The organism is Dawidia cretensis (assembly GCF_018598175.1).
Taxonomy (GTDB): domain Bacteria; phylum Bacteroidota; class Bacteroidia; order Cytophagales; family Cyclobacteriaceae; genus Ohtaekwangia; species Ohtaekwangia cretensis.
In genome coordinates this window covers 33,160-58,856 of sequence record NZ_JAHESE010000035.1, presented here as the reverse complement: position 1 = coordinate 58,856, position 25,697 = coordinate 33,160, and the positions used below count along the sequence as shown (strand labels likewise).

The 25,697-nt window shown below is 48.5% G+C and carries 24 protein-coding genes; 6 read left to right on the top strand and 18 right to left on the bottom strand.

Annotation, left to right across the window (positions count from 1 at the left end):
- Positions 1 to 6: 6 nt before the first annotated feature.
- From KK062_RS24980 to KK062_RS24960, 5 genes are all read right to left on the bottom strand, one after another.
- The gene (locus KK062_RS24980) at positions 7 to 1,443 is read right to left on the bottom strand and encodes an arabinose isomerase (RefSeq protein ID WP_254087101.1); all 1,437 of its coding nucleotides are present in this window, start codon (positions 1,441 to 1,443) and stop codon (positions 7 to 9) included.
- 15 nt (positions 1,444 to 1,458) lie between these two features.
- Positions 1,459 to 4,380, bottom strand: a complete 2,922-nt coding sequence (locus tag KK062_RS24975; protein WP_254087100.1) for a glycosyl hydrolase — start codon at positions 4,378 to 4,380, stop codon at positions 1,459 to 1,461.
- 110 nt (positions 4,381 to 4,490) lie between these two features.
- Positions 4,491 to 5,966 carry a hypothetical protein gene (locus tag KK062_RS24970; protein ID WP_254087099.1) on the bottom strand — a complete coding sequence of 492 codons (1,476 nt, stop codon included), beginning with the start codon at positions 5,964 to 5,966 and terminating at the stop codon, positions 4,491 to 4,493.
- Between the two features lie 25 nt (positions 5,967 to 5,991).
- Positions 5,992 to 7,491 (bottom strand): RagB/SusD family nutrient uptake outer membrane protein, encoded by a 1,500-nt coding sequence (locus KK062_RS24965; protein WP_254087098.1) that lies wholly within the window; start codon positions 7,489 to 7,491, stop codon positions 5,992 to 5,994.
- A gap of 25 nt (positions 7,492 to 7,516) precedes the next feature.
- On the bottom strand, positions 7,517 to 10,597 hold the full coding sequence (locus KK062_RS24960) for a SusC/RagA family TonB-linked outer membrane protein (protein WP_254087097.1): 3,081 nt from the start codon (positions 10,595 to 10,597) through the stop codon (positions 7,517 to 7,519).
- 255 nt (positions 10,598 to 10,852) lie between these two features.
- On the opposite strand from KK062_RS24960, the gene KK062_RS24955 reads away from it, so the two are divergent.
- Positions 10,853 to 11,755, top strand: coding sequence for an AraC family transcriptional regulator (locus tag KK062_RS24955; protein ID WP_254087096.1), 903 nt, complete (start codon positions 10,853 to 10,855; stop codon positions 11,753 to 11,755).
- 22 nt (positions 11,756 to 11,777) lie between these two features.
- Here the strand turns inward: KK062_RS24955 and KK062_RS24950 are convergent, their stop codons facing one another.
- Complete coding sequence (locus KK062_RS24950; protein WP_254087095.1) at positions 11,778 to 12,080, bottom strand: hypothetical protein; 303 nt, start codon at positions 12,078 to 12,080, stop codon at positions 11,778 to 11,780.
- 353 nt (positions 12,081 to 12,433) lie between these two features.
- Complete coding sequence (locus tag KK062_RS24945; protein WP_254087094.1) at positions 12,434 to 13,933, bottom strand: OmpA family protein; 1,500 nt, start codon at positions 13,931 to 13,933, stop codon at positions 12,434 to 12,436.
- 336 nt (positions 13,934 to 14,269) lie between these two features.
- Here KK062_RS24945 and KK062_RS24940 point away from each other — a divergent pair, with 336 nt between their 5' ends.
- The 3 genes from KK062_RS24940 (at position 14,270) to KK062_RS24930 (ending at position 16,434) form a co-directional block, all read left to right on the top strand.
- Complete coding sequence (locus KK062_RS24940; RefSeq protein ID WP_254087093.1) at positions 14,270 to 14,617, top strand: cupin domain-containing protein; 348 nt, start codon at positions 14,270 to 14,272, stop codon at positions 14,615 to 14,617.
- Positions 14,618 to 14,721: 104 nt separating this feature from the next.
- The gene (locus KK062_RS24935; protein ID WP_254087092.1) at positions 14,722 to 15,792 is read left to right on the top strand and encodes a fatty acid desaturase family protein; all 1,071 of its coding nucleotides are present in this window, start codon (positions 14,722 to 14,724) and stop codon (positions 15,790 to 15,792) included.
- A gap of 42 nt (positions 15,793 to 15,834) precedes the next feature.
- Positions 15,835 to 16,434 (top strand): helix-turn-helix domain-containing protein, encoded by a 600-nt coding sequence (locus KK062_RS24930; RefSeq protein ID WP_254087091.1) that lies wholly within the window; start codon positions 15,835 to 15,837, stop codon positions 16,432 to 16,434.
- Positions 16,435 to 16,540: 106 nt separating this feature from the next.
- On the opposite strand, the gene KK062_RS24925 is transcribed toward KK062_RS24930, so the two are convergent.
- Together KK062_RS24925 and KK062_RS24920 are read right to left on the bottom strand one after the other, a co-directional pair.
- A complete protein-coding gene (locus KK062_RS24925; protein WP_254087090.1) occupies positions 16,541 to 16,927 on the bottom strand; it encodes a response regulator in 387 nt (128 codons plus the stop codon).
- Between the two features lie 104 nt (positions 16,928 to 17,031).
- Positions 17,032 to 17,541, bottom strand: a complete 510-nt coding sequence (locus KK062_RS24920; protein WP_317195811.1) for a helix-turn-helix domain-containing protein — start codon at positions 17,539 to 17,541, stop codon at positions 17,032 to 17,034.
- A gap of 560 nt (positions 17,542 to 18,101) precedes the next feature.
- Between KK062_RS24920 and KK062_RS24915 the strand changes: the two genes are divergently transcribed.
- Positions 18,102 to 18,281 carry a hypothetical protein gene (locus KK062_RS24915; protein WP_254087088.1) on the top strand — a complete coding sequence of 60 codons (180 nt, stop codon included), beginning with the start codon at positions 18,102 to 18,104 and terminating at the stop codon, positions 18,279 to 18,281.
- 105 nt (positions 18,282 to 18,386) lie between these two features.
- Here KK062_RS24915 and KK062_RS24910 read toward each other — a convergent pair whose 3' ends face one another.
- Complete coding sequence (locus KK062_RS24910) at positions 18,387 to 19,250, bottom strand: sigma-70 family RNA polymerase sigma factor (protein ID WP_254087087.1); 864 nt, start codon at positions 19,248 to 19,250, stop codon at positions 18,387 to 18,389.
- A gap of 367 nt (positions 19,251 to 19,617) precedes the next feature.
- Here KK062_RS24910 and KK062_RS24905 point away from each other — a divergent pair, with 367 nt between their 5' ends.
- A complete protein-coding gene (locus KK062_RS24905; protein ID WP_254087086.1) occupies positions 19,618 to 20,439 on the top strand; it encodes a class I SAM-dependent methyltransferase in 822 nt (273 codons plus the stop codon).
- Positions 20,440 to 20,459: 20 nt separating this feature from the next.
- On the opposite strand, the gene KK062_RS24900 is transcribed toward KK062_RS24905, so the two are convergent.
- The 8 genes from KK062_RS24900 to KK062_RS24870 form a co-directional block, all read right to left on the bottom strand.
- A complete protein-coding gene (locus KK062_RS24900; RefSeq protein WP_254087085.1) occupies positions 20,460 to 20,969 on the bottom strand; it encodes a 2'-5' RNA ligase family protein in 510 nt (169 codons plus the stop codon).
- Positions 20,970 to 21,072: 103 nt separating this feature from the next.
- Complete coding sequence (locus tag KK062_RS24895; protein WP_254087084.1) at positions 21,073 to 21,546, bottom strand: carboxymuconolactone decarboxylase family protein; 474 nt, start codon at positions 21,544 to 21,546, stop codon at positions 21,073 to 21,075.
- Positions 21,547 to 21,616: 70 nt separating this feature from the next.
- Positions 21,617 to 22,444 (bottom strand): 4,5-DOPA-extradiol-dioxygenase, encoded by an 828-nt coding sequence (gene ygiD / locus KK062_RS24890; protein WP_498366326.1) that lies wholly within the window; start codon positions 22,442 to 22,444, stop codon positions 21,617 to 21,619.
- Between the two features lie 184 nt (positions 22,445 to 22,628).
- Entirely contained in the window at positions 22,629 to 23,459 is an 831-nt protein-coding gene (locus tag KK062_RS31005) for a helix-turn-helix domain-containing protein (RefSeq protein WP_254087082.1), read from the bottom strand.
- A gap of 136 nt (positions 23,460 to 23,595) precedes the next feature.
- A complete protein-coding gene (locus KK062_RS31260) occupies positions 23,596 to 23,706 on the bottom strand; it encodes a DUF6922 domain-containing protein (protein WP_438836541.1) in 111 nt (36 codons plus the stop codon).
- A 35-nt stretch (positions 23,707 to 23,741) separates the two neighbouring features.
- A complete protein-coding gene (locus tag KK062_RS24880) occupies positions 23,742 to 24,509 on the bottom strand; it encodes a class I SAM-dependent methyltransferase (protein ID WP_254087081.1) in 768 nt (255 codons plus the stop codon).
- A 51-nt stretch (positions 24,510 to 24,560) separates the two neighbouring features.
- Positions 24,561 to 24,749, bottom strand: coding sequence for a hypothetical protein (locus tag KK062_RS24875; protein WP_254087080.1), 189 nt, complete (start codon positions 24,747 to 24,749; stop codon positions 24,561 to 24,563).
- 283 nt (positions 24,750 to 25,032) lie between these two features.
- Complete coding sequence (locus tag KK062_RS24870; RefSeq protein WP_254087079.1) at positions 25,033 to 25,650, bottom strand: hypothetical protein; 618 nt, start codon at positions 25,648 to 25,650, stop codon at positions 25,033 to 25,035.
- Positions 25,651 to 25,697: the final 47 nt, after the last annotated feature.

Genomic DNA, 25,697 nt, shown 5'->3' with positions numbered 1-25,697 from the left:
TATTTACTAGCAAACCTGATTTACTTCAATATTGAGTAGTGCCCCCAGCTTCTTTATTTTAGAAGTGATGTGCCCCACTCCTACAGCGCAGTGATGTGCGGGCCCATGGTTATTCCATTCTTCCACAAACTTTCTTGCGCCAATGGAAAACCTGTAGCGGCTATTGGTGTTGCCGATCTCGAGGATCGGCCCCTTTACGGATTCGCCTTCCGCGCACAGCAGCATGAGTGTCCCATCTACCTTTTCAACAACCGAGAGCAACGTGATCGCTCCATGCTTCACCGACATTTCCACGGAAAGGCCCTTCCCTACTTTGCCGTGATAAACATACAACGGCCTTACCTTTGTTTTTCCTTCCGCTATCTGGATGTGACCTGGGCCATCGTGCCCCATTAATACAACATCGTCGCGATAGTCCATGGCGTAGTATTCTGTAAATGAACCGCCCACGTGAAAGGAATCCAGGATCTTCATGGCCTGGGCGTTTTTAACCTCATACTCACCAGCCACCGGAATGCCCCTTGCCGTCAGCAAAGAATTTCCGAGGATGACGGAGCTCATGGTGTCTTCGTTGCCATTGCCTGTGCCTTTATGATAATACGCCATTGACCCAAGTTTATACCGGTCTACCAGCAAATCCAGGGCAAGAGAAGTTTTCGCCGCACGCTCCAGCTCTTCGCGCGGGCAATCGGACTGAATATCAAATGCCTCCTCAAAATATTTTACGCGTCCCTCGATTTGGGCGGCGGAAACTTTCTCACGCAGAAATGACAGCTCATCCACTTCGATGATCTCAATGTGTCCGCCAAAGGTGGCACAGTGAAGCGTGAGGTTTGAATAAATATCGAGCATGCCGCCGTAGTAATTCCCCATCAACCCCAGACGGTTGTGGCTCATGGTGTGAACCACACGGGCGGCGTCTATCCAATCGCCTACCTCTTTCCAGACATAGGGATCATCGTGCAACATTCCGGTAACCTGGAAGAATAAAATATTGGCCCGTCTGAACACGCTGGCAATTTCCGGCACAGGACACGCTGAACAGTAGGCAAGCCACTCCCCCGTCATCTTCGTACGATCTTTGAGGCTGTTGAATTGCTCGTAGTCAATGGATGCCTCTGGTGACAGGTTCAAAACAATGACAGGCACTTTAGCACGTTGTATCACCGGCAACACGGTGGATGACAAGGCATAGGTAGTTACATACAGAAAGATCACATCCACATCTTCCCTTCTGAATTGATGTCCGCAGTCCACGGCCTTCTCGGGGGTGTCCACCAGACCGAGGTTCACTACCTGTGCGCCGTAGGCTGCTATTTTACTTTCTACGACTTCTACGTAACCTTCCAGTCGCTCCCGTAGACCTGGAAATTGGCACCAATAGGCTTCGAGTCCAATACCAAATAGTCCTACTTTAAATGGGTATTCCTTTAATTCCATCATCTCAACGTTCAACAATTAAAAATGGCTTTGTTCAATGATAACAGGCCCTATTAGCCCAGATTTAAGAAGTGGGTCGCCTTTACTAAAGTGTTTGAATGTGCTGAATGTGTACCGCCCGCTTGTGCGGCGCGTATTGTTCAACAGCCATTCAGGCCATTGATCATGTTGTATTCCATCATCCCGCAGTTGCTCATCGCCGATCAGGCGGTTAGGCCACAAGTTAGCAACTTCTATCTCCAGCAAATTCTGCCGTTGTTTTACAACTTCACTGATATCTACCTTCCAGGGTGCAGTCCACACGGTGCCTACCTCGTTACCGTTGATTCGGATCCGCGCCAGCGCGCTCACCTCCCCTAAGTTCAGGAACAATTTCTCGCCTTTCTGCAACTTTGTGTTGACCGGCAAATCAAATGTTTTTGTATATACTGCAATACCCGAATAATACCTGATCCCGTTTTCCGGTCGCAGTGTCCAATCTTCCAAACGGTCAAATGAGGTTGTACCCGGTCCGCCCCAGGCCTTATCAAATGAAACCGTCCAGCGGCCATCTATAGTAGTGACTAATGTAACGGAAGGAAAGTTGTTAGACTGCACAGGCTTCTTATTGCTCTTTTCAAAAACAATAAAAAAGCTCTGGTAGGGTTCAAATTGTAATGGAACGGTAATCTGGTTTTCCCTTTCTGAAAACTCGGGGAGGTCGTATGTTTTCCCCGTTAAAGGATCCCACAATGAAGGAGCTCCTTTAGCCGTCCTGAACATGCCATTGGTTTGGATCCGCTTGTCCGTGCGATTCGAAACAAAGTAAATATCCCACGCGTCAGACGCACGGTGTGTATACCGGATAGCAGGATCGGATTTGAAGTCCTCTGGTATGCCTGCCGCCGCCAACAGCGCTGCCGTCACATCATACACAGGATACAGGTTATCCGTTCTGGAAGTCCCTTCACCTCCCCAAATAATTTTCCCGTTGCCATAGCGACGCACAGTCTGCGTGGCAGGTATGTCTGACGACCCCCAAAGCTCACTTGCTAAAGATCTTATTACTGCATCACACTGCGGGTAGCCGGATAAGCCGGGTGCTTTTTGTGGCGGGCTGCCAACAACGGTTGCGCCGGCTTCAACCAATGAGGTAATCTTCTTCAGCAAGGCCGGCGTCATAGTTTCCCAGGCGGGAAGTACAAGTACGTGATAAGACGCTCCCCCCGGAAACGTAATTTTATGATCTTTTACGGACGCCATGTATAACTGCCCGGGCGAGCACCCGTCGAAATTGTAGGCTTTTCTATCGGGCAAAAAAACATCTCCCGACAAGGCTGAAGCCGGCGCCCGGAAAATGTGCGGGGCGCCTTCCGGCGTCAGGTATAGAATGTCCGCCACGGCATTTCCCTGACGCAATACGTACTGGCATCGCGATACATATATATGATAGGCATCGGCCATGGGCCACCAGGTTTGGTTCCTGTTCCATTGCACGCCATACGGCCCCATTGTCATACCCGGCTTTAACTTGTCATCCAGCGGCTGATGTTGAAAGGTATGATAGAAGAATTTATTTACACCGGCCGCAAGCGCCCAGTCGCCCTGATTTTTCATGGACGCGGGATGTTGCCGCCAGCCATCCACCGCGGTAAATGCTTCCGCGGCAACAACAGCCTGACCGTTGACATGCGCAAGGGAAGCAGCCTGGATACAACTGAAGGAAGCGTTATACCCGCCCGGGCTCCAGAACTCACACATGGGCACGTCGGCAACCGCACCGAGCTCCAGGTCGGCGGTAGGATTCATATCATACGGCTCTATCGACAACCCCAGCCCGTTTCGATGACTATATCTTTTTAGATGTTTAGCATGGTTCTCCACGATCAATTCCTGCGATGTTTGCCGCAGATCCCACAAGAACCGCTCGCTGATCTCCACGCTCTCCACGATCTTACCGGCATATACCGGATAAAACAAAAGCGGGTCATACCCCCTTCGCTTCTTAAACTCGTTTCTGAATCCCACGCTCCAGTTTTGCGCGCCCATTTCCCAGCTATCCATGTGCAGCATGGTCAGTCCTCCCGGAGAGGATTTGTTTCGCGGGCCGATCTTTTGAAGAAGCGTGCCGGTGAATTCTTTCAGGTGAGCATTAAACGCCGTGGTATCGAACTTGTCGCACTCAAAGCCCAGACCGGGCAGCGGCGCCGGACGAGTAGCAGCACCGTTATTCCGGCGCCCAAAACGCATAACGACCCATTTGCCGGGAGGTGCTTGCCACAAAACCTTTCCGTCAGCGTCCAATTTGCCGGTAAGGTCTATGATCCGGTTCTTTTCAATCACCGCCCCCTCGGGCGGAACGGGGTAATTCGCTTTGCAGGGAAGATATTCTTTTACGCCTGCCTGCGAAGTATACGGCGCACGGTAGTACAACGCTTTTTCATCAACATCTGCCAGGGTATAAGGATCGGGCAATGGGAATGCCAGCACGGCAACATCTTCATAAAAATCCATCCATTCCTTTTCCAATTCCGGTGTAAAGACATCTTCACCAAAAAACGGGCGCTTCGGTAAGGGTACCGGTAACACGATTGGTTTCTTCACCGATCCGTCAACTTCCACACTACTGCTTACCAGGTGCTGCATAGATTGCGATGGCTTTACCCAGGGTCCTCCACTGCCGGTCCAACCGGGACCAACCCCCAGCGTCATTTCTATTCCCAGGCGTTCACACTCGTGCACCGCATGCGCAAATAATGTCTTCCATTCTTCGCTTAGAAAGTCAACTTTACCACGGGGGATGCCAACATTTACCTCCAGGAACAAAACACTGCCAATGCCTTCCTGCTTCATCGATTCGAGATCAGCCGTCATGCCTTCTTTCGACAGGTTGCCATCCATAAAATACCAGTACACACCGGGCCGGGCATCCTCTGGCGGATGGAGAAATTGCGCTTTCATAGTCTGGAGGTCATCATGACGCTCTCGTCCATCGAAACCGAGCAGTAAAAGGAGTATCAGGAAGGCAGAACCTTTCACCAGGTAGAGCAACCTTGTATAAACTGATTTAATCATAATTCGACAACCGCCACTGAAAATGGCTCCAGTACAATTTTTCCACCCACTACCACCGCGTTGCCGGGAGGATTTTCGCCCGTGGTTATATCGACATAACTGATCCTGGTTGTACCCGTTGCTTGCGGCAGCGTTATCTCCGCGCGCGTATTCTTCTTGTTGATCAGCAAGATTCTTTTACTGCTCGGTCCGGCAAATCCCTGGGTAGCGACACCCGGCACATTTGAAATTGTCTGTACAAGTTTGTCGCCCTGATGAAAGTTATCGATCAACAGTTTCAACACCCAGTACCTGGGATTGCCATTGCCGTTTTTCCAGTTTACCATGCTTACGTCTGGAAACTGGGATGGATAGCCCACCAGTTGCGACTCCCCCACTACATCAATACCCATTTTTGTCAACTCCAGGAAAAGATGGGCGTACAGGGCGCCCGCGAGGTTCCAGTAATGATTATCGATAGGGCCAGACACTTCCGGGCCCCGTAGGATAACACCCAATTCGTTTATCATGGTAAAACACTGTGGGGACAGTCGCTTCCGGATGTTCTCAATATAACGCACCCGCTCTAAAAAGGCGTCGGCCTTTTCAAAGAATGTATATTGATAGGACTCGAGTGTTTGTCCTTCAAACGACGGCGTGGAATAATGATGGTAGGAGATTCCTTCCACGGTAACACCGCGCTTGTGATTTTTGGCGTCCAGGAAATATTCAAAATACTCCGGGTTGTTACTGAAGGCGACAGAGATTCCTACAAACTTTGTTTCCCGGGAGATTTTTTTAAGCTCCGAGACAATGGCATCATACATCGCAGTGTACATCGGTGGCGGGATGTTGTGCTCCAGGTCCGGTTCATTCAGTACTTCCCAATAAGGTATTTTATAGTAATGTCCCGATTTATGAAATTTCCCCAGCTCATCCGTGAACCCGCCCTGGGTGTACCAACGGAAAACCCTCGCATAGTAGTCCGCCAGCTCTTTCATGGATGGATCTCTAAGTTTTGTTCCCTGGTTGTAGTTCCAGGTGGTTTTATAGGGATCGTCAGGATACGGTACTTTGCTCGCTGTCTCCCACATCCATGCGGGTGTCGTGCTAAAATTAATGACAACAGGATGCCCCTTGGTGGCCTCCATAACAGCCTGCATGGTGCTATCCAGATATGTAAAGTCCCAAAACGTTTCTGTCCTGGTGGGTGGAAGTAATTCGGCGACAGCCATTTTAGGATAGGGAAACCAGGGAACATAACGCAGATAATCGGCCTGGAGATCTTTCAATGCTTTGAACACGTTTTTGTGGATCGGTGAACCGGGCCTTACCATCGGGTTCTCTACCAATTGAAGCGTGGGAGTAGTTTTAGAGGTGACGAGTGTTTTACCCCAATCTGCGGTAACAGTATGCTGTGCATGACTAGGCGCAGGGAACAAACCAATAGCCAACAGCACCGGCAGAATAATCTTGTTAATGTTTCTTCCCATGATCTTGACTTGAAGCACAATCTCATTAATTGTAACCCGTATTTTGACTCAACTTCGTATTGATCCTTCTTTCACTCGCAGGGATCGGAAACAATGCCTCATACGGACTAAACTGGTAGTCGCCGGGGGTAAAGGGAATGCCGCCCCGGTCGGTAGTGGGGTTGCTCCGCTCAACCGCCGCATAAGCATTCAGGAAGGTTGCCAGCGCTTCCGGTGTTTTGGTTCTCTTCAAATCAAACCACCGATGATTCTCAAAGGCCAGCTCAACTCGTCTCTCCTTCAGAACTGCCTCGCGGAATGATCCCTCATCCAATCCGCTTAATTCATCCAGATCTGCACGGTCGCGAATAGTATTCAAATAACCATACGCCTCTGTGCTGGGTCCTTTCTCTTCCTCATTGATCGCTTCGGCCAACATCAACAAAACATCGGCATACCGTAACACCGGCCAATTATCGTTGGTAATGCCACGAATGGTGTGCGGATGATTGTATTTATTGATAAACGGAACAGGTACCCATTCATTTGCCTGATTCAAGTATCCCTCCTTTAACGACACCTCTTTGCGGAGGTCGCCTGGTTCATAGGCGGCAATCATATCGCGTGATGGTATATTCCATCCCGCCCCGTTTTGCCCGGGAAAATTGATGACCGAGCCATCGGAATAGAGGGGCGCAAAAGTATAGATAAAATTACTTCCTTCCCCTTGTGTATTGTCGCCCTGGAACTGAACATCGAAAATAGACTCGACATGATTCTTATTCTGCGGATCAAAAACAGCCGCATAGTCGGGTAATAATGAATACCCCAATGACAAAACCTGGCGAAGGGTGGTGATGGCATCACCATACTCTTTGCGGGTCAGTTGTACTTTCCCCAACAATGCCAGGGCCGCACCTTTGCTGGCTCTTCCTTTGTTTGTTGCATTATAGCTCGCGGGCAGGGCGTCAACGGCAAAGTCAAGATCACTCCGGATCAGCGCATACACGTTATCGACTGGCTGCCGCTCAAACGCGTACGCCTCTGTGGGAGTTTGTAACGGCTCGGTGATGATGATGACTTCTCCAAAGTACTGGACCAACAGAAAATAATAATATGCCCGGCTGAATCGAAGCTCGCCTTCATATTGAGTTTTGAGCGTCGCATCAAATGTTGCCTCGGGAAGTTTTGCCAGCGTTGTGTTAATATTCACCAGGGACAGATACACGCTGCTATACAGGGTGGAAATAGTGGGTGTGCCCGAATTGACCTGCCAGAACTCCAACGCTTCGATATCGGGTCCTTGCCCGCGATCACCTGTATTAAAATGAAGTGTTGTATTATCGGTAACAAACTCGTTGTACCGCCATTGACTTAAGATGATCCCCTGAAGTTGCCCATAGACACCATTTACGGCTTGCTGCACCTGCGCTTCGGTTTTATAGAAACCGGACGCTACCAACGTGGCGGGATCGGTCTTATTAAGAAAGTCGTCACCGCACGATAGCAGGCAAAGCACGACGAGTGTATACGCTATATATTTCATATCTCTTTGGATTTAAAATATGGATCTAAAATTTAATACTGGCGCCCATGGAAAATGTACGGGGCAATGGATACGCCTCTTCATCAAAGCCGGGTTGTGTACCTTCTCGGATGTTAACTTCCGGGTTCCCGCCGGGATAGTCCGAAATCAAAGCCAGGTTTTCGGCATTGAGAAACACTCTGACGCTGCTCAATGCCGCTATCTTGGAGAAGGTATATCCAATGCTGACATTTCGTACCCACATGTGGCTGGCGTCGTGAACATAGCGTGAATTGGATTCACGTTCCCATTTCCAGGTATTTGAGGTGGGACCTACGCCATCACCACGGTCAGTATTAGATCGCCACCGGTTTACCCCGGATTGCAAAACATTAAAGACGCCATCCATATTCATGGTTGTGGACTCGATGTTCCGATAGAGATCGTAGTTTTGTGCCCCGGTAAAAAGAACGTTAACATCAAATCCTTTGAAGTCTCCGCCCAGGGTCAGACCCCAGGTAAAATCGGGATTGGGATTACCGATCTCAACCATATCCCGGTCGTCTGCAGCATAGGATATGACGTCATCGTTATCGTGATCCAGGTATCTGTAAACGCCCGGTATGGCGCCGTCCTGTGTGGGTGATGTAGCAATCTCTTCTTCCGTATTAAATATGCCGAGCACCTTGTAACCGGTTATCATGCCGATCGGTCTTCCTACGCGCGATACGCTCAGACCATCATAAAAGGTACCTTGCCATATAGCATCGTTTCCGCCCCGGATGGCCAGAACCTTGTTACGATTAAAGGAGATATTAAAGCTGCTATGGAAATTGATCTCGCTAATCCTGGTTCGGTAGTCAAGTGCCAGCTCCAGCCCTTTATTTTCCACCTTTCCGATATTTGAAAAGGCGTTGTTGAAGCCTGCAATGGCAGGGATCTGAACGGACAAGAGCATGTTATCCGTTGTGCGATGATAATACTCCGCCAGAAGTGTCAGCTTATTATCGAATAAAGACAGGTCCATCCCGATATCCGTTTGCCTGGACTGCTCCCATCCCAGGTCGGCATTGGCAAACGATCCCAGTATTTTTCCATTCACCAGGTTATTTCCGATAACATAATTGGAGGATACCATCGCCGCCAGGCTTGGGTAATTTCCGATGTTGTTGTTACCGGTAACGCCAAAGCTTGCGCGCAGTTTTAGATCCGTCAGCCAGGATACCTCAGGCATGAACGACTCTTCGCTGATGCGCCAGCCGACCGAGGCTGCAGGAAAGCTCCCCCATTTGCTATTGATCCCAAAGCGTGAGCTTCCTTCTCTGCGAAAAGAACCGGAGAAGAGATATTTATCCTTAAAAGAATAATTCACGCGACCAAAGTAGGCCAGTAAGCTCCAGCTTGCTTCGTCTGATGAAACATCACGGGTTTTCGCCCCATCCAGAATCCGCACAATATCATCAGCAAACGTATTTCCCGTTCCGGTTATAATCTTCTCCGTATACTCTTGCGCTGTGTATCCCAACAGCGCCTCAAAAGAATGGTTACTGATCTTATGGGAGTATGTTAAAAGTTGATCGGCCGCAATATTGTTGGATTTGAAATATTCCTCAAGCTTCGATGCCGGCTGTGGTGGCGGTTGACTGAACCCGGTCCCGGCCAGCGTAGAGGGCCTGAACTCCATCCGCTCGTTATTGACCAGGGTCGCACTAACCGATGACTTGAATTTGAAATGTTTCAAGAATGACAGCTGCACATAACCATTCGTCAATACGTTGGTTTGGGTAAGGTGCCGGTCCATTTCATGCAGTTCCTGAACAGGATTGGCCGTTCCGAAAACACCGTTGGTTCCGCCAATGTATGCGTTAAAAGAACCGTCATCATTATACACGGGATACCGGGGGTCGGCCCACAGCGCACGGCCAATCAAACCATCGCGGTAATTCGTGCTGGCATAGCGGTCTGTGAAGTTCGCCCCGGCGATGTTCCATCCTACCGAAATAAAATCATTTATCGTTCCGTCCATGTTGGCCCGAACGTTGTAACGTTTCAGGCCTGTCTTCATAATAAGACCCTCCTGATTCAAATATCCAGCGGAAATCAGCGACCTGAACTTTCCTCCACCGACAGCAGCAGACATATTGTAATTCTGAAATGCAGCATTCTGGTTGGTAATCTCCTTCAACCAGTTCGTAGAATACCGGGTCTCTTCTGGATTTCGAAACTCTTCGGGAATCTCTCCAGGATCAGGCTCCCGGTTTTCATTGTACCGGATCCGGTCTATAAAACTCTCCTTCTTAAATTGAGCAAACTCCACACCGTTCATCATTTTGGTGCTCCTCGAATCAGGGAGATTTTGAATACCCGTATTGATATCAAACGTTAAGCTCACCTGGCCGCTTTTGGCCGATTTGGTAGTGATCAGAACAACACCATTCGAGCCTCTTGCTCCGTAAATAGCCGTTGAGGCGGCATCTTTCAACACCGTTATACTTTCGATATCCGACGGATTCAGGCTTTGGCCAATGGCGGTTCCAACGGGAAATCCGTCCACTACATACAACGGCGCACTGCCCGCGCCCAGGGAGCCGACGCCGCGAATGGTTACTTCCAGTTCCGCACCGGGCCTACCCTGCGTCTGCCTGACCTGTACACCCGGAGCCTGCCCCATCAGCAAACGCCCGGCATTGGAAACAGGCGGATTACCAATAGCGCGCATGTCGATCACGGACACGGCAGAAGTAATCTCTGCCTTCCGTGAGGTGCCATAACCGACCACGACGATCTCCGCAAGGGTTTTCTCGTCGACTGAAAGAGTCATGTCAAGGATTGTTCTTCCGCCTACCTTCACTTCCCGGGAAGCATATCCAATAGCGGAAAAAACCAGGATACTGTTTGCATCCGGAACTTCAATGGAGTATCTACCGTCACTATCCGTCGTGGCACCGGCGGTAGTTCCTTTAATGAGGATATTGACGCCCGGCATGGACACCGCATCGATAGAATCGCTGACAGTACCCGTTACAACAACCTGCGCCTGCGATGAAAAAGGAAAATAAAGCAGCACGATAAGTAAGAAAGGCACTCTGTGCTTCCTGAGTGTAGCCAGTAAAATTTTTATTTCCATAGGTCGTTTGGTTTATCTTTTTTGATCTTGGTTAGGTGCGTTTCAGGGGTCCGGATAAAAGAGGTATCGATACCGTTGTCTACAGGGGTATTCCATAATTATTAGCGATAAAACCGATTGCCGTATAGTTTCAATCGATATAAGTATATATTTTCATGCAAACGTTATTAAATTCAACAATGTAAATTGAGCGTAACGTAACGTCCCAAAACATGAATTTTTTGATTATCCATTTATCCTTTTTGCTTACAGACCATGCCTGAGATCTATCGCAAATACCTGAACGAGCGGGAACACGGAACGGAAGACCAAACCGATTGGGGAATCTCAGTGCTTACCGTGGGACACAATATTCATAAGGCCAATACGCACTATCCCGATAAATCGCACCCCAATTCCTATTACTTCAATTGGGAAGAAGGCAGAACCTTAAAGGAGTTTCAATTAGTCTATATCTCGAATGGGAATGGGATCTTTGAATCAGAGCTGTCAGGCACGACCGTGGTAGAAGCCGGAACTGCGTTTCTTTTATTCCCCGGTGTCTGGCATCGCTTCAGACCATCGGAAGAAACTGGGTGGGAAGAATTCTGGGTAGGTTATCGGGGCAGCTATGTGGAGTATTTAATGGGGCAACCCTGTTTTAAACCTTCTGCACCTTTCATTCAGATCGGAATGAGCGCTGAGCTGATGAGTGTGTTCATCAAGCTCATCGAAACGGTAAAATACGAAGGCGTGGCATATCGCCAGTTTTCATCGTGCCTCATTAGTCAATTACTTGCCATTGTCTATGCTTCTGCCATTAACAGCGATGCCCAACGTCAAAACCAGAATAAGATAATTCATCAGGCAAGATTCAGGATCCACGAAAATGTTGATAAGAATGTTAACCTCGAACAGCTCGCGAAAGAGCTCGGGGTAAGTTATCCCTGGTTCCGACGGGTCTTCAAGGAGATAATGGGGGTCTCGCCGGGGCAATACCACATTAATCTGCGCGTTGAAAAAGCCTGTACGCTACTAAAGGAAACGGATCTTACGGTAGCAGAAATTGCGTTTCACCTGGGCTTTGAATCAGAGTTTTATTTCTCGCGTATCTTTAAAAAGAAGGTCGGACTGCCGCCTAAAAAATATAAGCTTACGATCAGGCCGAATACAAAATAGCGCGCGTCTATCATTATAAAAACTACTGGCAATCGTACGTATAACCACCGACCGGAAAACCCTGTTCATTATAGTCATACGTCAGGGTGCTGTTCGTATCGGCTTCGTTGCCCCGAACAAGCGAGTAGTGCATTGTCACTGGGTTATTCTTGCTCAATGAAGTAATAATCGCCTGCCAATTACTATTAATGACATACCCCCAATCCTCTTGCACAAATTTCCAATATTTCGACATAGCGCTGTAAGGAGAAGGCTTATCATCATAGGTGACGTCTATCTCCGTCTGAACATCCTGTTTATAAACAAAATAGCTTTCAGAAGGCACGTTGACATTATACACCCCTTCGCGGAATAGTAAAAATTGTTTTAAGTGGGTTACATTGTCGTTCGCATCATAGGTAAGCTCAAGTACGATGTGATACTAGGGATGTCATCGTCACCATTGCAGCCGGGCAGCAACACAAACACCGCCGCAAATTTCAGAATGGACAAATGTTTGATTCTCATGTTCGGGCTTTTGAGGATAAATTACGGCTTACGCGTTACATCGGCAATTACCTTTTTGGATAATAACGGGGCACAGTCTCGCTCAGACCATCCACCCCTAAAGCAAAAAAAGTGAACAGCACGTGCTGTTCACTTCAAACTAACTCAATAACCAGACCTATATATAGACAATCATTTCAATATCAACTCCAAAGCAACCCTTCTGTTCTGGGCTCTGCCCGCCGCCGTGCCATTGGTGGCAATGGGCTGTTCTTCGCCATAACCGACTGCCTCAATGCGATCTTCCGATACACCTTTACTGACAAGGTATGCTTTTACGGATTCTACACGTGCCTGTGAAAGTGTCAGATTCGTGGCATTGCTTCCGCTGGCGTCTGTATGTCCACCCATTTTCAGCTTGTAATCCTTATACTCCTCCAATATACTCACGACTTCATTAAGCATGGGAAAAGACGACGGCTTCAGAACGGCTTTTCCGTTTTCAAACGCAATGCCACGGGTAGCGAAATTCAATCTCTTTTTCACTTCCTCCTTTATCTCGGGGCAACCGTTGACAGAGCCTTCACCCTTCGATGTGGGGCATGCGTCCAGATTATCCGTTACACCGTCACCATCCGTATCGGCCGGGCAACCGACTTCGTCTACTTTAATTCCTTTCTCTGTATTGGGGCATTTATCCTTTGAGTCTTCTACACCATCGCTATCACCATCGGCACAGCCCTGGAATATATCAAGTCCAGCAAGATTAGGGCATTTATCCTTCGAGTCTTCTATGCCATCGCCATCCGTATCCGGACAACCTGCGAAGCGCGTGGCGCCAGGTACATCGGGACAAGTATCATCTCCATCCGCTACGCCATCTCCGTCCTTGTCAGGACATCCCGCAAGTGTGGTTGTGCCCGCAAGCATCGGACACTTGTCGAGATAATCGGCCACGCCATCCTTGTCAGTATCTACAGGACATCCTTTTGAGTCTACTTTTGCGGTGGCGGGCGTATCGGCGCATTTATCCTTCCGGTCCGCTACGCCATCATTGTCGACATCCCGCGGCTTACGGAGATTGAATATAAGGCCCGCACTGTGCTGCAGATACAAATCGTTTCCACCCTGGTCCACGCCGTCCCAGGCGTCGTAAAGCGGGGCATTAATAGTGTTGGCCACTTCCAGGCCCACCCGGTCGTTGAACTGAAACAGAATACCGACACCTGCCGCGACGTTGGCCTTTACCTCGCCGTCGGTGATGGGCGATGAGCTTGATTCCACAAACTGCTTGGAATCGATATATGTGCCGCCGATACCCGCCACCAAAAATGGCGCAATAGCAGCCTCTTCTTTTAGCAGATAGCCGTTATTTAGTTTGTACTTCAGTTTCAAATTGACCGTGTAGAAATCCGCATCCACGCCAATCGTTGCCAGATCATTTTGATGACGTACCTGATTGAACGAAACCTTTTCCACTAAATTGAACGAAGGATTGAGGTATTGTTGCAACGATACGGCACCACCTACTTGTTTGTAATTAAAATCATAAAAATGATGTTGATTATCATTTAAGTCACCGTCATATTCAGACATGGTGACGTGGAACCCTATGGCGCCGCTTTGCGCTCGCGCGTGGTGGCATGCGATGAATAAGATCGCAATGCAGATCAGCAGTAATTTTTTTCTCATGTTGTTTTGTTTATCCTAGTGATGACGCGTTCTCATCGCTCAGGGCTCGCGGGCCAACTCCGCATCAATCCGCTTAGAACTCTCGTCATTACAAAGATTGCAACTATGCCAGCAAAAACGGTTATACAACGACAGTGGATTGTTACATGAATCACGTTTTGTATACTATCCATCTGTAAACTATGCAAATCGATCCGGTCGTTCTATAACTGACGCAACCTGTACGTACTCTAATTTAGCGTATTACGCGGCATACAAAACTTTGAAATCATCATTCTTGACCTGGCTACCAATTTTACTACAGGCAATTCAGCAACAATTTCACGATTCACGATTATGAACAAAGAAGAAATTGAAAGAGGCGACCGCTTTATGCTGGTCGATGCAGTTGAATACACCACTGATTCCATTACCTCCCGGCCTATTATCAAAAAGCTATCCGGAACGGTTGTTGCAACGGCTTTCAACGCCGGCAAGAATCTACTGGAGGGAACCTCGCCGTTTGACACGTTGATCCAGATAACCGAGGGTACTGCACAAGTTTTCATTGAGTCCAGAGCCATCACGTTGAAGGTCGGTGAAGCCATTGTCATTCCCGCCCATATGCGTAGCTCCATGGCGGCGATCGCCCGCTTTAAAATGGTTACCACAATTATTAAGAGCGGATATGAAGATGTCTCGTGATACGGGGAAAATTACAAAATATGGGGGTGGAATGATTTTTACATGAACGAACGATAAACAAGATCGGACTGTTGTAGTAGTAGTAGCATAGAAACCCCACTGGAATGACTTATTCGTTTGACAAAACCCAAAGCCAATTCTTCAGCGTATTGCGAAAACGTGTAGATGACTATTTTGCCGAAAACAAAATTCATCCTACTGGAAACAAGATGTTACTGATCAAAAGCGCATTGCTGTTTTTTACAGCGGTGACGCTGTACGGTACGCTTGTATTTTTTACACCTGTCGCCTGGGTGGCAATAGTTCTCTGTGTTCTGCTGGGATTGAACCTCGCGCTGATAGGATTCAATGTGATGCACGATGGCGGGCACCAAAGCTTCTCAAGACATCGCTGGGTTAATATCCTTGCGGCCCATTTCCTCAACGCCCTGGGTGGCAATGCCTACTTCTGGCAGGTAAAGCACAATGTCAATCATCATACGTTCACGAATGTCGAGGGAATGGATTCGGATATAGATGTCAAGCCGTTTATGCGCCTGCATGACGATCAGCCTCTACGTCCGTACCATCGTTTACAGCATATTTACTGGATCTTTCTATATGGCATTTCTTATCTGGCGTGGGTATTCTACGAAGACTTTCAAAAATATTTTGCCGGCCGGATCTCACCAAACTCGCCTCGAAAAAGATTACCAGTAGGACAGCATGTTATCTTCTGGGCAACAAAGGTGCTTTATGTACTATTCTATATAGCGTTTCCAATTTTCTGGTTAGGTTGGCTACCGTGGCTGGTAGGTTTTTTAGTCATAACGTTTGTGTGCGGCGTCGGCATCAGCATCGTGTTTCAACTGGCGCATGTTGTTAAAGGAACTCAATTTTTCTCTGCCGGGGCAGAAGGCCAGCGGTACGACTGGGCTGTCCATCAAATACGTTCAACGGCCAATTTTGCTACCAGCAACAAGTTTCTCTACTGGATACTGGGAGGGCTTAATTTCCAGGTGGAGCATCACCTCTTTCCGCGAATCAGTCATGTTCATTACCCGGTCATCGCCCGTTATGTCAGGCAAACCTGCCTCGAATACGGCATTGCTTATCAGGAGTACAAGACTATGTGGTCGGCATTCGTCTCCCATATCACCCATTTGCATAGCCTGGGGCGACCTGCGGTGCAATAGCGTACCATTAGAAAGGATTGGTAACGTGCATAAACTTATATCATGAAATTGTACATCAAGTACATGGTCAGTTTGCGCTGTAAGCTGGTTGTAAAGGAAGAGTTGAAGAAGCTGGGATTACACGAAGTGGCCGTCGACCTCGGTGTGGTCGAGATTTTAGAAGATATTACAGACCAACAACGGCTGGAACTACGCGAACGACTACTAAAAACCGGACTTGAGCTGCTTGACGACAACAAAACCGTTTTGATCGAGCGCATAAAAAACGTCATCATCGAATCAATCCATTATTCCGACGGGCAGCTTACTGTAAATAACTACCCAGAGTACCTAAGCGAGAAGCTTCAATGTGACTACACGTATTTATCCACTATTTTCTCGGAGATTAAAGGCATTACCATACAGCAATTCGTTATTTTACATAAGATCGAGCGTGTAAAGGAGCTACTTTTGTACGACAAACTGAATTTGACCGAAATATCCTATAGATTAAATTATAGCAGCGTAGCGCATTTATCAAACCAGTTTAAAAACGTTACCGGCCTTACGCCATCGTATTTTAAGAAGATCGAAAAGGCTCGGAGGAGCAATCTCGAAAAGGCGAACCTCCCCCCTGCCGAACCCACAGAAACGCAACTATAAAAGCCGCCTGGTTATCCAAATATTAGCCCGGGGACGTATAGGAATACTGTAATGAACCCTGTCTATAAGCACCCTCGGAACATTCCGGCGGGTGCTTTTACTATGTCTACAGTCCCATGTTGACAGCTTGTTCTACCTCCGCGCGAAGGGAGTTCTCGTCATGTCGTTTTAATATAAAGATTTTCCCGCCGTTCCTCAATGCTTCTTCGCGCTTCTCAAAAGATGAGCTCAGCATGACCACCGGAACATTTTTAATCAACGGATATTTGGCTTTCTCCTTTAAGAAGCCCAGCCCATTCATGATGGGCATATAATAGTCAACGAAAATAATAGAAGGAAGCACCGGCATGAAACGAAGCTTTTCAATGGCCTCTCTGCCATTAACGGCCACGTCGGATAGCCATACGTCATCAATGTTCCGAAGCGCAGTTATGAAAAATTCCAGATCGTCCTGATCATCTTCTACGAGAAAAATGCTTCGTACTTTTGGCATAGCGGTAGTGCACCGTAAAAAGGCACTTCAAAGATATAAGCTAATACGCCCACGCGGTTACAGCCGGATAGGAGATCGTTACATAGTTCGCGCACGCCCCGACACTATAAATTCTCCAGATTTTGCTGTCGTGTGTGTGTCACCTTCTTAAAATAAGAAGGCGTAAGGCCGGTAACTTTCTTAAATTGGCTGGATAAATGTGCCACGCTGCTATAATGCATCTGATACGAAATCTCTGTCAGGTTCAATTCATCGTATAATAACAGCTCCTTCACCCGCTCAACTTTATTAAGAATAATGAACTGCTGAATGGTCACACCATTAACCGCTGAAAATACATTCGAAAGGTATGTGTAGTCATATTGCAACTTTTCGCTAATGTAATCTGAATAATTTCGCAGCGGCAGCTCTTTAGAGTAGTGGATCAATTCCGTAATCACGTTTTTGATCCGTTCCACCAGGATGCTTTTGGGATCCTTCAGCAATTCCAACCCTGACGTCAGTAGATTGTTGCCCAACCTTGACCGTTGATCGTCTGTAATGTCGCCTACTATTTCTGCCACACCCAGGTCGACCACCACGCCACGAATCCCCAGCCGCCTCAGTTCTCTCATCACAATCAGCTTACACCGGGGACTGACCATATATTTGACATATAATTTCATACGCGGTGTTATGTTTTTCCTGCCCGACAACAAATTGATCTGCTTACTACAATGAAGTAAATAATGATGCCCGCCACTCACACAAAATATATGCGTGAAGTATGTAACATTTATCCATGCTGCTGTAATACCTGCTCCAACAAACTAACGCATATTACGACAACAATTCTACTCGTTATGAATTACTACGTGAACGCTGACCAGAAGGTAGAGGTCGGTACATTTGGTATTGCCGAAATTCCCGTGCAAGCGCGGAAATTAACCGGAATAAAAGCGCGTATGAGCCACATATCCTGTGTACACAAGGCCGTAATGATAAGTTCCTTTGCCCGGCGCCATCAGATTCAGGCCAGTCTGGTTCACCTAAATCCGGACGTTGCAAAGATTATTTCCTCCACGGATGCTTGTCACCAACTGCAGACCGTTTATGCTGCTTACAAAGAACAAACTGAATTTGTGTCGTCGCTTGACCAATAGCTGGTGGCATACTTTAACGAATAAACGAGATTATGAATACATCCAGTAAAGACAACATCTACCCGATCGGCACCTTCGTGACAGCAAAGATTAATCCCAGTCTGCCGTTGGTGGTCCATCAATACTATCAGCGTATTTATTACTGCGCAGTAGTCAATGACCCGGGGCATAAACAGTTCGCGTACTTTGAGCGTGAGCTTACCCAGTCTTAATTACGGCCGTAAACGCCGTTAAGGCTCAATTTCCCTGGCAACCGGCAGTAGCGTAGGACAAAAAAAAGATCGGCCTAAAGCAGGCCGATCGTTATCTCTGTTCTATTACCCTAGATAGGATTTTAATTTCCCACTTTTGGCTGTATGCCTTAACCGTCTGGTTGCCGACTCTTTTATCTGTCGTACACGCTCGCGCGTGATATTAAATTTATCGCCGATCTCTTCCAAGGTTAGAGATTCTTTACGGTTCAATCCAAAATACAAACTAATCACTTCTGCTTCCCGCGTTGTCAGCGTCGCCAGCGATCGTTGTACTTCCTGGATAAGTGACTCCGCCATCATCGCCGATTCGGGATTCGATTCATTCACATCCGATAGGACATCGAGCAAACTACCGTCCTCGCCTTGAGAAAACGGAGCATCAACCGATACCTGGCGACCCGCTATTCTTAAACTATCCGTAATCTCATCGGTGGTGACACCGATAGTCTCGGCCACCTCCTCGGTGGAGGGTTCACGCTGAAATTTCTGCTCGAGGTGAGCAAAGGTTTGAGATATTTTCGTGAGTGAGCTAATACGGTTTAATGGCAACCTGACGATACGCGATTGCTCCGCAAGTGCCTGCATAATGGATTGGCGAATCCACCAGACTGCGTAGGAGATAAATTTGAATCCCCTTTTTTCGTCAAACCTGCTGGCCGCCTTGATCAAACCAAGATTACCTTCGTTGATAAGATCCCCAAGCGAGAGTCCATTATTTTGGTATTGTTTAGCCACCGACACCACAAAGCGAAGATTTGCTTTCGTGAGTTTTTCCAACGCCACTTGATCACCCTCTCTTATTCTTTTGGCCAGCTCCACCTCAACTTCAGCCGTAATCAGATCTACTTTCCCTATTTCCTGTAAATATTTATCCAAAGATTGACTCTCTCGGTTTGTAATCTGCTTACTGATCTTAAGTTGTCGCATGTAATTGGTTTGATGAATAATATGTAAACAGCCTTGATTCGGCAACTTGCTGATCAAGGCAAATTAAGGAAAAACAAAAAATTCTGGGGGAGAATAAATTGATTGAAAATCCAGTTTCGGCACAAGATAGTCATTATAAGTGAGAAACTTACTATTGTACTCAATAAGGATTGCCAGCCGAAACCATTAACGCATCCTGAGTTGGTTATGGCGATGGGAATTTGTATCTTGAGACTGTTAATGAAGGCACAAGTAAATCCTACCATATCAACACTCTCTTAGCAGGCTGGAGAGGTTCGCGATCCGGTTACCCCGGGCACGCTTTTATCTTCCAATTATTGTAATCTATTAAATCCCCTTTCCATCTATGCTTGTTGTCAACAAGGTCATTTCCATATTCAAAAAATTCTCCTGGTTCAAAAGGTTCAATGCTAAAGTGACGTATGAAGTCTTAGCAAAATATATTCCTGCTGCCGACTGGCATTTTATGAATTATGGCTATATCCCCAATATCAAAGAAATTGAGGTCAACATCGCACCCTTTGAGGTAAAAGACCAGCAGCACTCCGCCAACATGTATCATTACCTTGCCTGTAAAGCTACTTTTACTGGAAAAACGGTCTTAGAGATCGGTAGCGGTCGCGGCGGTGGCGCCCGATATGTCGCCGGCAACTTCAATCCAGTGCAGTACGTCGGACTTGATATTGCCAAAAATGCCGTTCATTTGGCACGCAAACTTCACATACTCCCGAACCTCTCTTTTGTACAAGGTAGCGGCGAGTCGTTGGCCGTCGATAGTAACTCCATTGATGTTGTCATGAACGTCGAATCCTGCCATGGCTATGGTGACGTGAAAAATTTCTTGAGCGAAGTTCTCCGGGTACTCAAGCCGGGTGGACACCTCCTGCTGGTGGATTTCCGAAATTCCGTGGAGAACATGGATTTATTTAAGCAAGAGTTAAAAGACTCGGGATTGACTTTATTGAGTGAGGAGAACATTAGCGCCAACGTGGTTGCCGCCATTGAATCAGACGATGGATCTAAGAGAGCCAAAATTGAATCACTTGTACCTCCGCGGTACCAGAAGCTATTTTGTGACTTTGCCGGTGTGGTCGGATCAAGATTCTATACCACGTTAAAGGATGGAACAAGACCCTATTACAGGTTTGTTTTGGTAAAGCCATCCTGAAAACTCCATTCCTTCCAAATCTACTGCCAAGGCAATTTATAGGTTTGCTGAACTTGCCACGGTCCACCGTCGACCTGTTCAATAAGCGAAATGGCGTCAAATTGTATGACCTTCGGTAATTTATAGGAACGGATCTCCTCAAAGATTGCATCGTTACAGGTTGAATTTCGCGGGTGCATGAGCGTAATATGTGGCTCTATTTCCCGGGGATGACTTGTTATATCCTGCAATAGTATTTGTCTCACCCGATGAAACGCTTCGCGGCCCGCCACGGCTGGAAGCAATACACCCTTACCTCCTTCTGAGGGTATTATATCACCGAACCTGATCGTAAGCGGTGGTTGTTGAAGTATATTGAGATTTTGCAAAACCTGGTCAAGCGATGTAAGTTCGTCTTCACGGCAGAGTGTTACGTGGCTGTCTATTATTGCCCGCTGCGCGGGATTGTAATGACTACGAATCGATTCGATAACAGTCGCATCGGGATGAGGCACAAACATGGTAAGCTGTCGGCGAATCGATGGAAGCATATATGCGTCAGATCACACCCACAAGATAGGACATCCGCAGCAAACCATCGTATGCAGCCTGTAACCGGCGCCCGCGAGGGGAAAAGACAGGCGCCGATACCCGTTACCGTGCTTCTACAACTTTCTCCCATGGCCTGGGCACATCCGCCGGCGTACGAAAGGAGATGTTAAACCGGTTATACGTATTGGTTGTCGTGATCGTAAGCGTGAGGTCGATCAATTCCTCTTCGGAGAAATGTTTGGTGGCCGTTTCATATACCTCGTCCGGGACCTGTCCGTCGCGGATGTTGGTCACGGCTTCCGCCCAGGCCAGGGCGGCGCGCTCGCGTTCCGTGTAAAACGGGGCCTCGCGCCAGGCGTTCAGAACGTACAGGCGTTGTTCAGTCTCGCCGCCGGCGCGCAGCATGGCGGTGTCGGCATTCAGGCAGAAGGCGCAGCCGTTTAGTTGCGATACACGAAAGTTCACCAGCTGCAGTAGCGATGGCTCTACCGTGGACTTTGACAGATAGCCGGAGAGGTTGAACAACAGTTTGACGACGCCGGGGCTTTTCTGATAGAAATTTGTTCTTTGTTTCATGGTATTATGGGATTATATACATCCCCATAATGACCGGACATGGTGGAATTGGACAGATGGATGTGTTTTTTTAACCGATGCGAACCGACGTCATGTTTAGTGACCCGGCGACAAGCGCGTCGTTGAAGAAGCTGACTTCGTCATCCTTTTCTTGAAGGGCCAGCGTATAGAGCAAAGGTAAGTAGTGTTCAGGCGTCGGAATCGATAAATCAAAAGCCTTGCCTTGTTTACGGAATTGCACCAGCGAAGTATGATCACCATCAAGGATAAACTGTTTCATCTTCGCGTTTGCTTCCTGAGCCCAGTCATATCCATAGCCGGGCACATCCATTTTGTCCCACGCTACCATGCGCAGGTTGTGCACCATGTTGCCGCTGCCGATAATCAGCACACCTTTGCGGCGCAGTGCCGCCAGCTCTTTGGCCAGGGCGTAGTGATACTCCGGCGGTTTGCTGTAGTCCAGGCTAAGCTGGATCACCGGCACGTCCGCTGCCGGATACAGGTGCTTCAGCACGCTCCAGGCACCGTGGTCGAGGCCCCACTGCTGGTCCAGACCCACCGTTGTTTGGGTAATCGTTTTCTGTGTTTCAGCGGCCAGCGCGGGACTTCCGGGCGCGGGGTATTGCACGTCAAAGAGTGCCTGCGGAAACCCACCGAAGTCGTGGATCGTCTGGGGTTTGTCCATGGCGGTAACAAATGTGCCGCGGGTCTCCCAGTGCGCCGACACGCATACAATCGCGCGCGGCCGGGGTAATGTGCGGGCGATGTTCCGGAAGCCCTGTACAAATGTATTTTCTTCAATGGCATTCATGGGCGAGCCGTGGCCCAGAAATGCGACCGGCATTTTTTCCGTGGGACCGAAGTTTTCGGTCAGCGTGTGTAGTGCATTCGTTTTCATTGCTGCGCCCGCCAGGGGCCATAAAGCCAGGGTTCGTAAAAAGTCTTTTCTGTCCATAACCAATAGGTTTGTACAACCACCGGCGCATAGACCTGGCGGGTACTCAAAGGTCGCAGGAAACAATGGGTGGTGGGTACAGGTTTTCGGAAGTTCTATTGCACTTTCCGGAAAAGACGCCGAGGCATTAGGCCATCAGGCGGCGCATTTCCTCCCGGAAGTCGGTTGGTGTCTGGCCCGCCTTCTTCTTAAAGGCGTGTGTAAAGTACGCCTTGTTGTTGTAGCCCAATTCAAATCCGATTTCGGCCACGGTCTTGTCAGTGGTGATCAACAGATTCTTGGCTTCGATCAGCTTGCGGGTTTCGATGATCTCCGAAATGCTTTGCTGTAAGATCTGCTGGCAAATAAGATTGAGGTTGCGCGCGCTCATAAACAACTTCTCCGCATAGAAGCTCACACCTTCGGGGCGGCGAAAGTTCTCTTCCAGGATGGCCAGGAAGTTTCGGAAGGTTTGGCTGTGGCTGTTTTGTAGCTGCACCTCTTCCGGCAACTGCTTCCGGCGCTCAGACTCAATCATGGTAAACAACGTGCTGAGCAACTGGCGTACAACGGCCAGGTCGGGCGACGGCTGGGCCATCTCTCCTACCATCATTTCGCACAAGCTTACCAGCCGCGCAAAGCAGTGATCGCGCGTGAAGCACAGGTTGGCATTGTCATGGTAGAATGAATAGAGCTGAAAGATCGTCTCGGGTATAAACTCGCTGCGAAAGCGTATCACCCACAGGGTGCAGGCACCGTTCTGCAACCCCGGCACCACACGGTGTATCTTGCCCTTGGTAACAAAGCTCACGAAAGGCGCTTCCATGATCTGTTCATGGAAATCGATAAAGTGCTTCAGCGTGCCTTCCGCACCAACCAGTAGCTCTTCGTAGTCGTGCCCATGAGGCTCGTTGCGCGAGGCCTCGATGCCACTGATCGCCGAAGGATCGAATTTGTATATTTTAAAGAGTTCCGTCACAGCCGCTTGATATCTACTTGTACCAATCCGCCGATCAGGCGAAAGGAGTCAAATGCCGGACAACTCATGACATCTTTCAAGGCAGATTTTAAAAGTGGTGTAACGGTATTCCAGTAAAGCCGATCCGGCATATCTTTCAGGATTTACTTTTCAATATTTGATCTACTTCATCCTGTCCATAAAAGCGGATGATCTCGGCGCGCTCACCTTCATCGCCTCGTTCAAAGATACGCTCGATAACAATCAAATAATTGCGAACAAATAAATATCCCTAAAGGCTCGTTAAACTCCCAATTTCACGGCGATAATCGTCGCCATGCGGTGAATGGTCTCGTGCAGCCGAATGGCCATCTGATTGCCTTCCAGCACCGCCACAACCTCTGCAGGCGAGATCCGGACCTTCTGGTATGAGCTGACCTGCTGTTGCCAGCCTTGGGAGGTTTTTATGTGTAGCAAATCGGTCACGCGCAAGGTCTCAGGCTCGTAGTCGAGCACGCACGTCAGGATGCGGGTGTCGTCACTTTTGACGGGAATGAAGCGGCTGTCGCCGGTAAGCGGTGTGGTGTAATCTCGAAAGGAAAGCATGAGCAGGCCGCCGGGAGCGAGCATGGAGCAGGCACTTTGAAGTAATGCGGCGATGTCGTCGCGGCCGGCTAGGTGCGTAAGGGTGTCGCCCCAGCAAATGATCAGCTCGGGCTGCAAGTGGGCAAAGCGGTGTACCTGGCGGAGATCCTCTTTTATGATCCCGACCGTAAGCCCCTGCGTATTGTGCGCAAGTGCCTGTAACAGTTGATCGTTAAAGTCAATGGCCGTTACAGCAAAGCCCTGCCGTGCCAACGACACCGTTTGCAGTCCATGACCGGCGCCCAGGTCTAGGGCGATACCCGTGGAGGCGGGCACGATCTGGTGGTCGACCAGGAAATCCTGGAACGCTTGCTGGCGGCTGGCAAAGTCGCCGACCATCCAGGCGTAAAAATTCCCGAGGTGATTGTCGTAATGCTCGCGTACGGTCATGAAGCCAAGATACGGAATGTCGCCGGGAACGCGCAAGGCGCTGCCTTTGATATACCGGAAGGTTCAGGACCTGATGGGAGGCGGCGCTTAGCCGTTACGAGGTGCCTCGGTTTCTGCTACGATCTTCGACAGCCGTTCTCGTTCTACCGAGAGGATCGACTTGCCGGGGATTTCCACATTGTAGACAGTCTTGGAACGATTCACAACTTTTAACGCGATAACGTCGGTCTTGCCATCCAGCAGGTAGTGCTGGCCAAGTTCAATTTCGAAATTCATGTACGATTAAGGATGCTGAGTGAATAAGTTAAACGAGGGTAGTCTTTAAAAGGCGAGCGTTTTGCTGTTAGTATGCTGTGTCATTGTCGGAGACGTGTGCGCTGCGACGAACGGTCTGGGTTTTGTCGTAAGGCTTGCAATAATACGGGAATCGGCTCAAAAAATTCAAGCCCGGGCCAAGGATTTTGTTTGAGCACAAAAAAGGAGGACCATGTGTATGGCCCTCCTACCCCAAACCTAAACAACCTATGTCAATTTCTTTACCGTGGGTGCGATGCTGTGATTATCTATTCCAACGGTTAACGACCTGGGCGAACACTGGTTCGGTTCCCGAGATAAAGCTGCCGCGAATTCTCAGGGAACGGTTGGTCGAATTGTCGTTTTGGCCGTTGCCATCGTACGCAAAATCGAAGCGCATAGCGCCTGTCGCCTGATCGTGGTCGTAACGGGTGATCTTCAGATCACTCGAATAATTTCGGCCATAATACTCGGCATACAAGTAGAACTGCGTTGTCGCCGACAGCGCCTTGCTAAATTCAAATGCCAGATAGAGCGGCACGAGTGCCTCCTGTGCGGTGCCACGGTGCTGGATGGCCACGTCCAATTGCAGGTATGGCGCGTGCGCTTCATCACGCAGGCGGCGATGTAATTTCAACGAGTCGCCTCCCACCCATACATTCGGGCGGTATGCATATTGAAACGTTTCCGAGAACGGTGTACCGTCAACACGTGTACCTTCAATAATACCTTCAAAGTAGCCCGGCGTAGGGCTGTCTTTTAATTGTTCAGTTCGCTGCTGCCCGACGGGGCCATCATCGCCAGAGCAAGATGCTACTGATAACAGCAGGCATGTAAAAAGTGTATGACTGGCCCCCTTAAAAGTCCGACATGTACGTGTCATATCCGGAGGGTTTTTTCTTTACACACTATAAAGGTAGCATATCAGGA

Bases quoted from the DNA above. Each gene is read 5' to 3' on its own strand.
- KK062_RS24980 (WP_254087101.1), bottom strand. From the start codon at position 1,443: ATGATGGAATTAAAGGAATACCCATTTAAAGTAGGACTATTTGGTATT.
- KK062_RS24975 (WP_254087100.1), bottom strand. From the start codon at position 4,380: ATGAAAGCGCAATTTCTCCATCCGCCAGAGGATGCCCGGCCCGGTGTG.
- KK062_RS24970 (WP_254087099.1), bottom strand. From the start codon at position 5,966: ATGGGAAGAAACATTAACAAGATTATTCTGCCGGTGCTGTTGGCTATT.
- KK062_RS24965 (WP_254087098.1), bottom strand. From the start codon at position 7,491: ATGAAATATATAGCGTATACACTCGTCGTGCTTTGCCTGCTATCGTGC.
- KK062_RS24960 (WP_254087097.1), bottom strand. From the start codon at position 10,597: ATGGAAATAAAAATTTTACTGGCTACACTCAGGAAGCACAGAGTGCCT.
- KK062_RS24955 (WP_254087096.1), top strand. From the start codon at position 10,853: ATGCCTGAGATCTATCGCAAATACCTGAACGAGCGGGAACACGGAACG.
- KK062_RS24945 (WP_254087094.1), bottom strand. From the start codon at position 13,933: ATGAGAAAAAAATTACTGCTGATCTGCATTGCGATCTTATTCATCGCA.
- KK062_RS24940 (WP_254087093.1), top strand. From the start codon at position 14,270: ATGAACAAAGAAGAAATTGAAAGAGGCGACCGCTTTATGCTGGTCGAT.
- KK062_RS24935 (WP_254087092.1), top strand. From the start codon at position 14,722: ATGACTTATTCGTTTGACAAAACCCAAAGCCAATTCTTCAGCGTATTG.
- KK062_RS24930 (WP_254087091.1), top strand. From the start codon at position 15,835: ATGAAATTGTACATCAAGTACATGGTCAGTTTGCGCTGTAAGCTGGTT.
- KK062_RS24925 (WP_254087090.1), bottom strand. From the start codon at position 16,927: ATGCCAAAAGTACGAAGCATTTTTCTCGTAGAAGATGATCAGGACGAT.
- KK062_RS24920 (WP_317195811.1), bottom strand. From the start codon at position 17,541: ATGAGAGAACTGAGGCGGCTGGGGATTCGTGGCGTGGTGGTCGACCTG.
- KK062_RS24915 (WP_254087088.1), top strand. From the start codon at position 18,102: ATGAATACATCCAGTAAAGACAACATCTACCCGATCGGCACCTTCGTG.
- KK062_RS24910 (WP_254087087.1), bottom strand. From the start codon at position 19,250: ATGCGACAACTTAAGATCAGTAAGCAGATTACAAACCGAGAGAGTCAA.
- KK062_RS24905 (WP_254087086.1), top strand. From the start codon at position 19,618: ATGCTTGTTGTCAACAAGGTCATTTCCATATTCAAAAAATTCTCCTGG.
- KK062_RS24900 (WP_254087085.1), bottom strand. From the start codon at position 20,969: ATGCTTCCATCGATTCGCCGACAGCTTACCATGTTTGTGCCTCATCCC.
- KK062_RS24895 (WP_254087084.1), bottom strand. From the start codon at position 21,546: ATGAAACAAAGAACAAATTTCTATCAGAAAAGCCCCGGCGTCGTCAAA.
- ygiD (WP_498366326.1), bottom strand. From the start codon at position 22,444: ATGAAAACGAATGCACTACACACGCTGACCGAAAACTTCGGTCCCACG.
- KK062_RS24875 (WP_254087080.1), bottom strand. From the start codon at position 24,749: ATGAATTTCGAAATTGAACTTGGCCAGCACTACCTGCTGGATGGCAAG.
- KK062_RS24870 (WP_254087079.1), bottom strand. From the start codon at position 25,650: ATGACACGTACATGTCGGACTTTTAAGGGGGCCAGTCATACACTTTTT.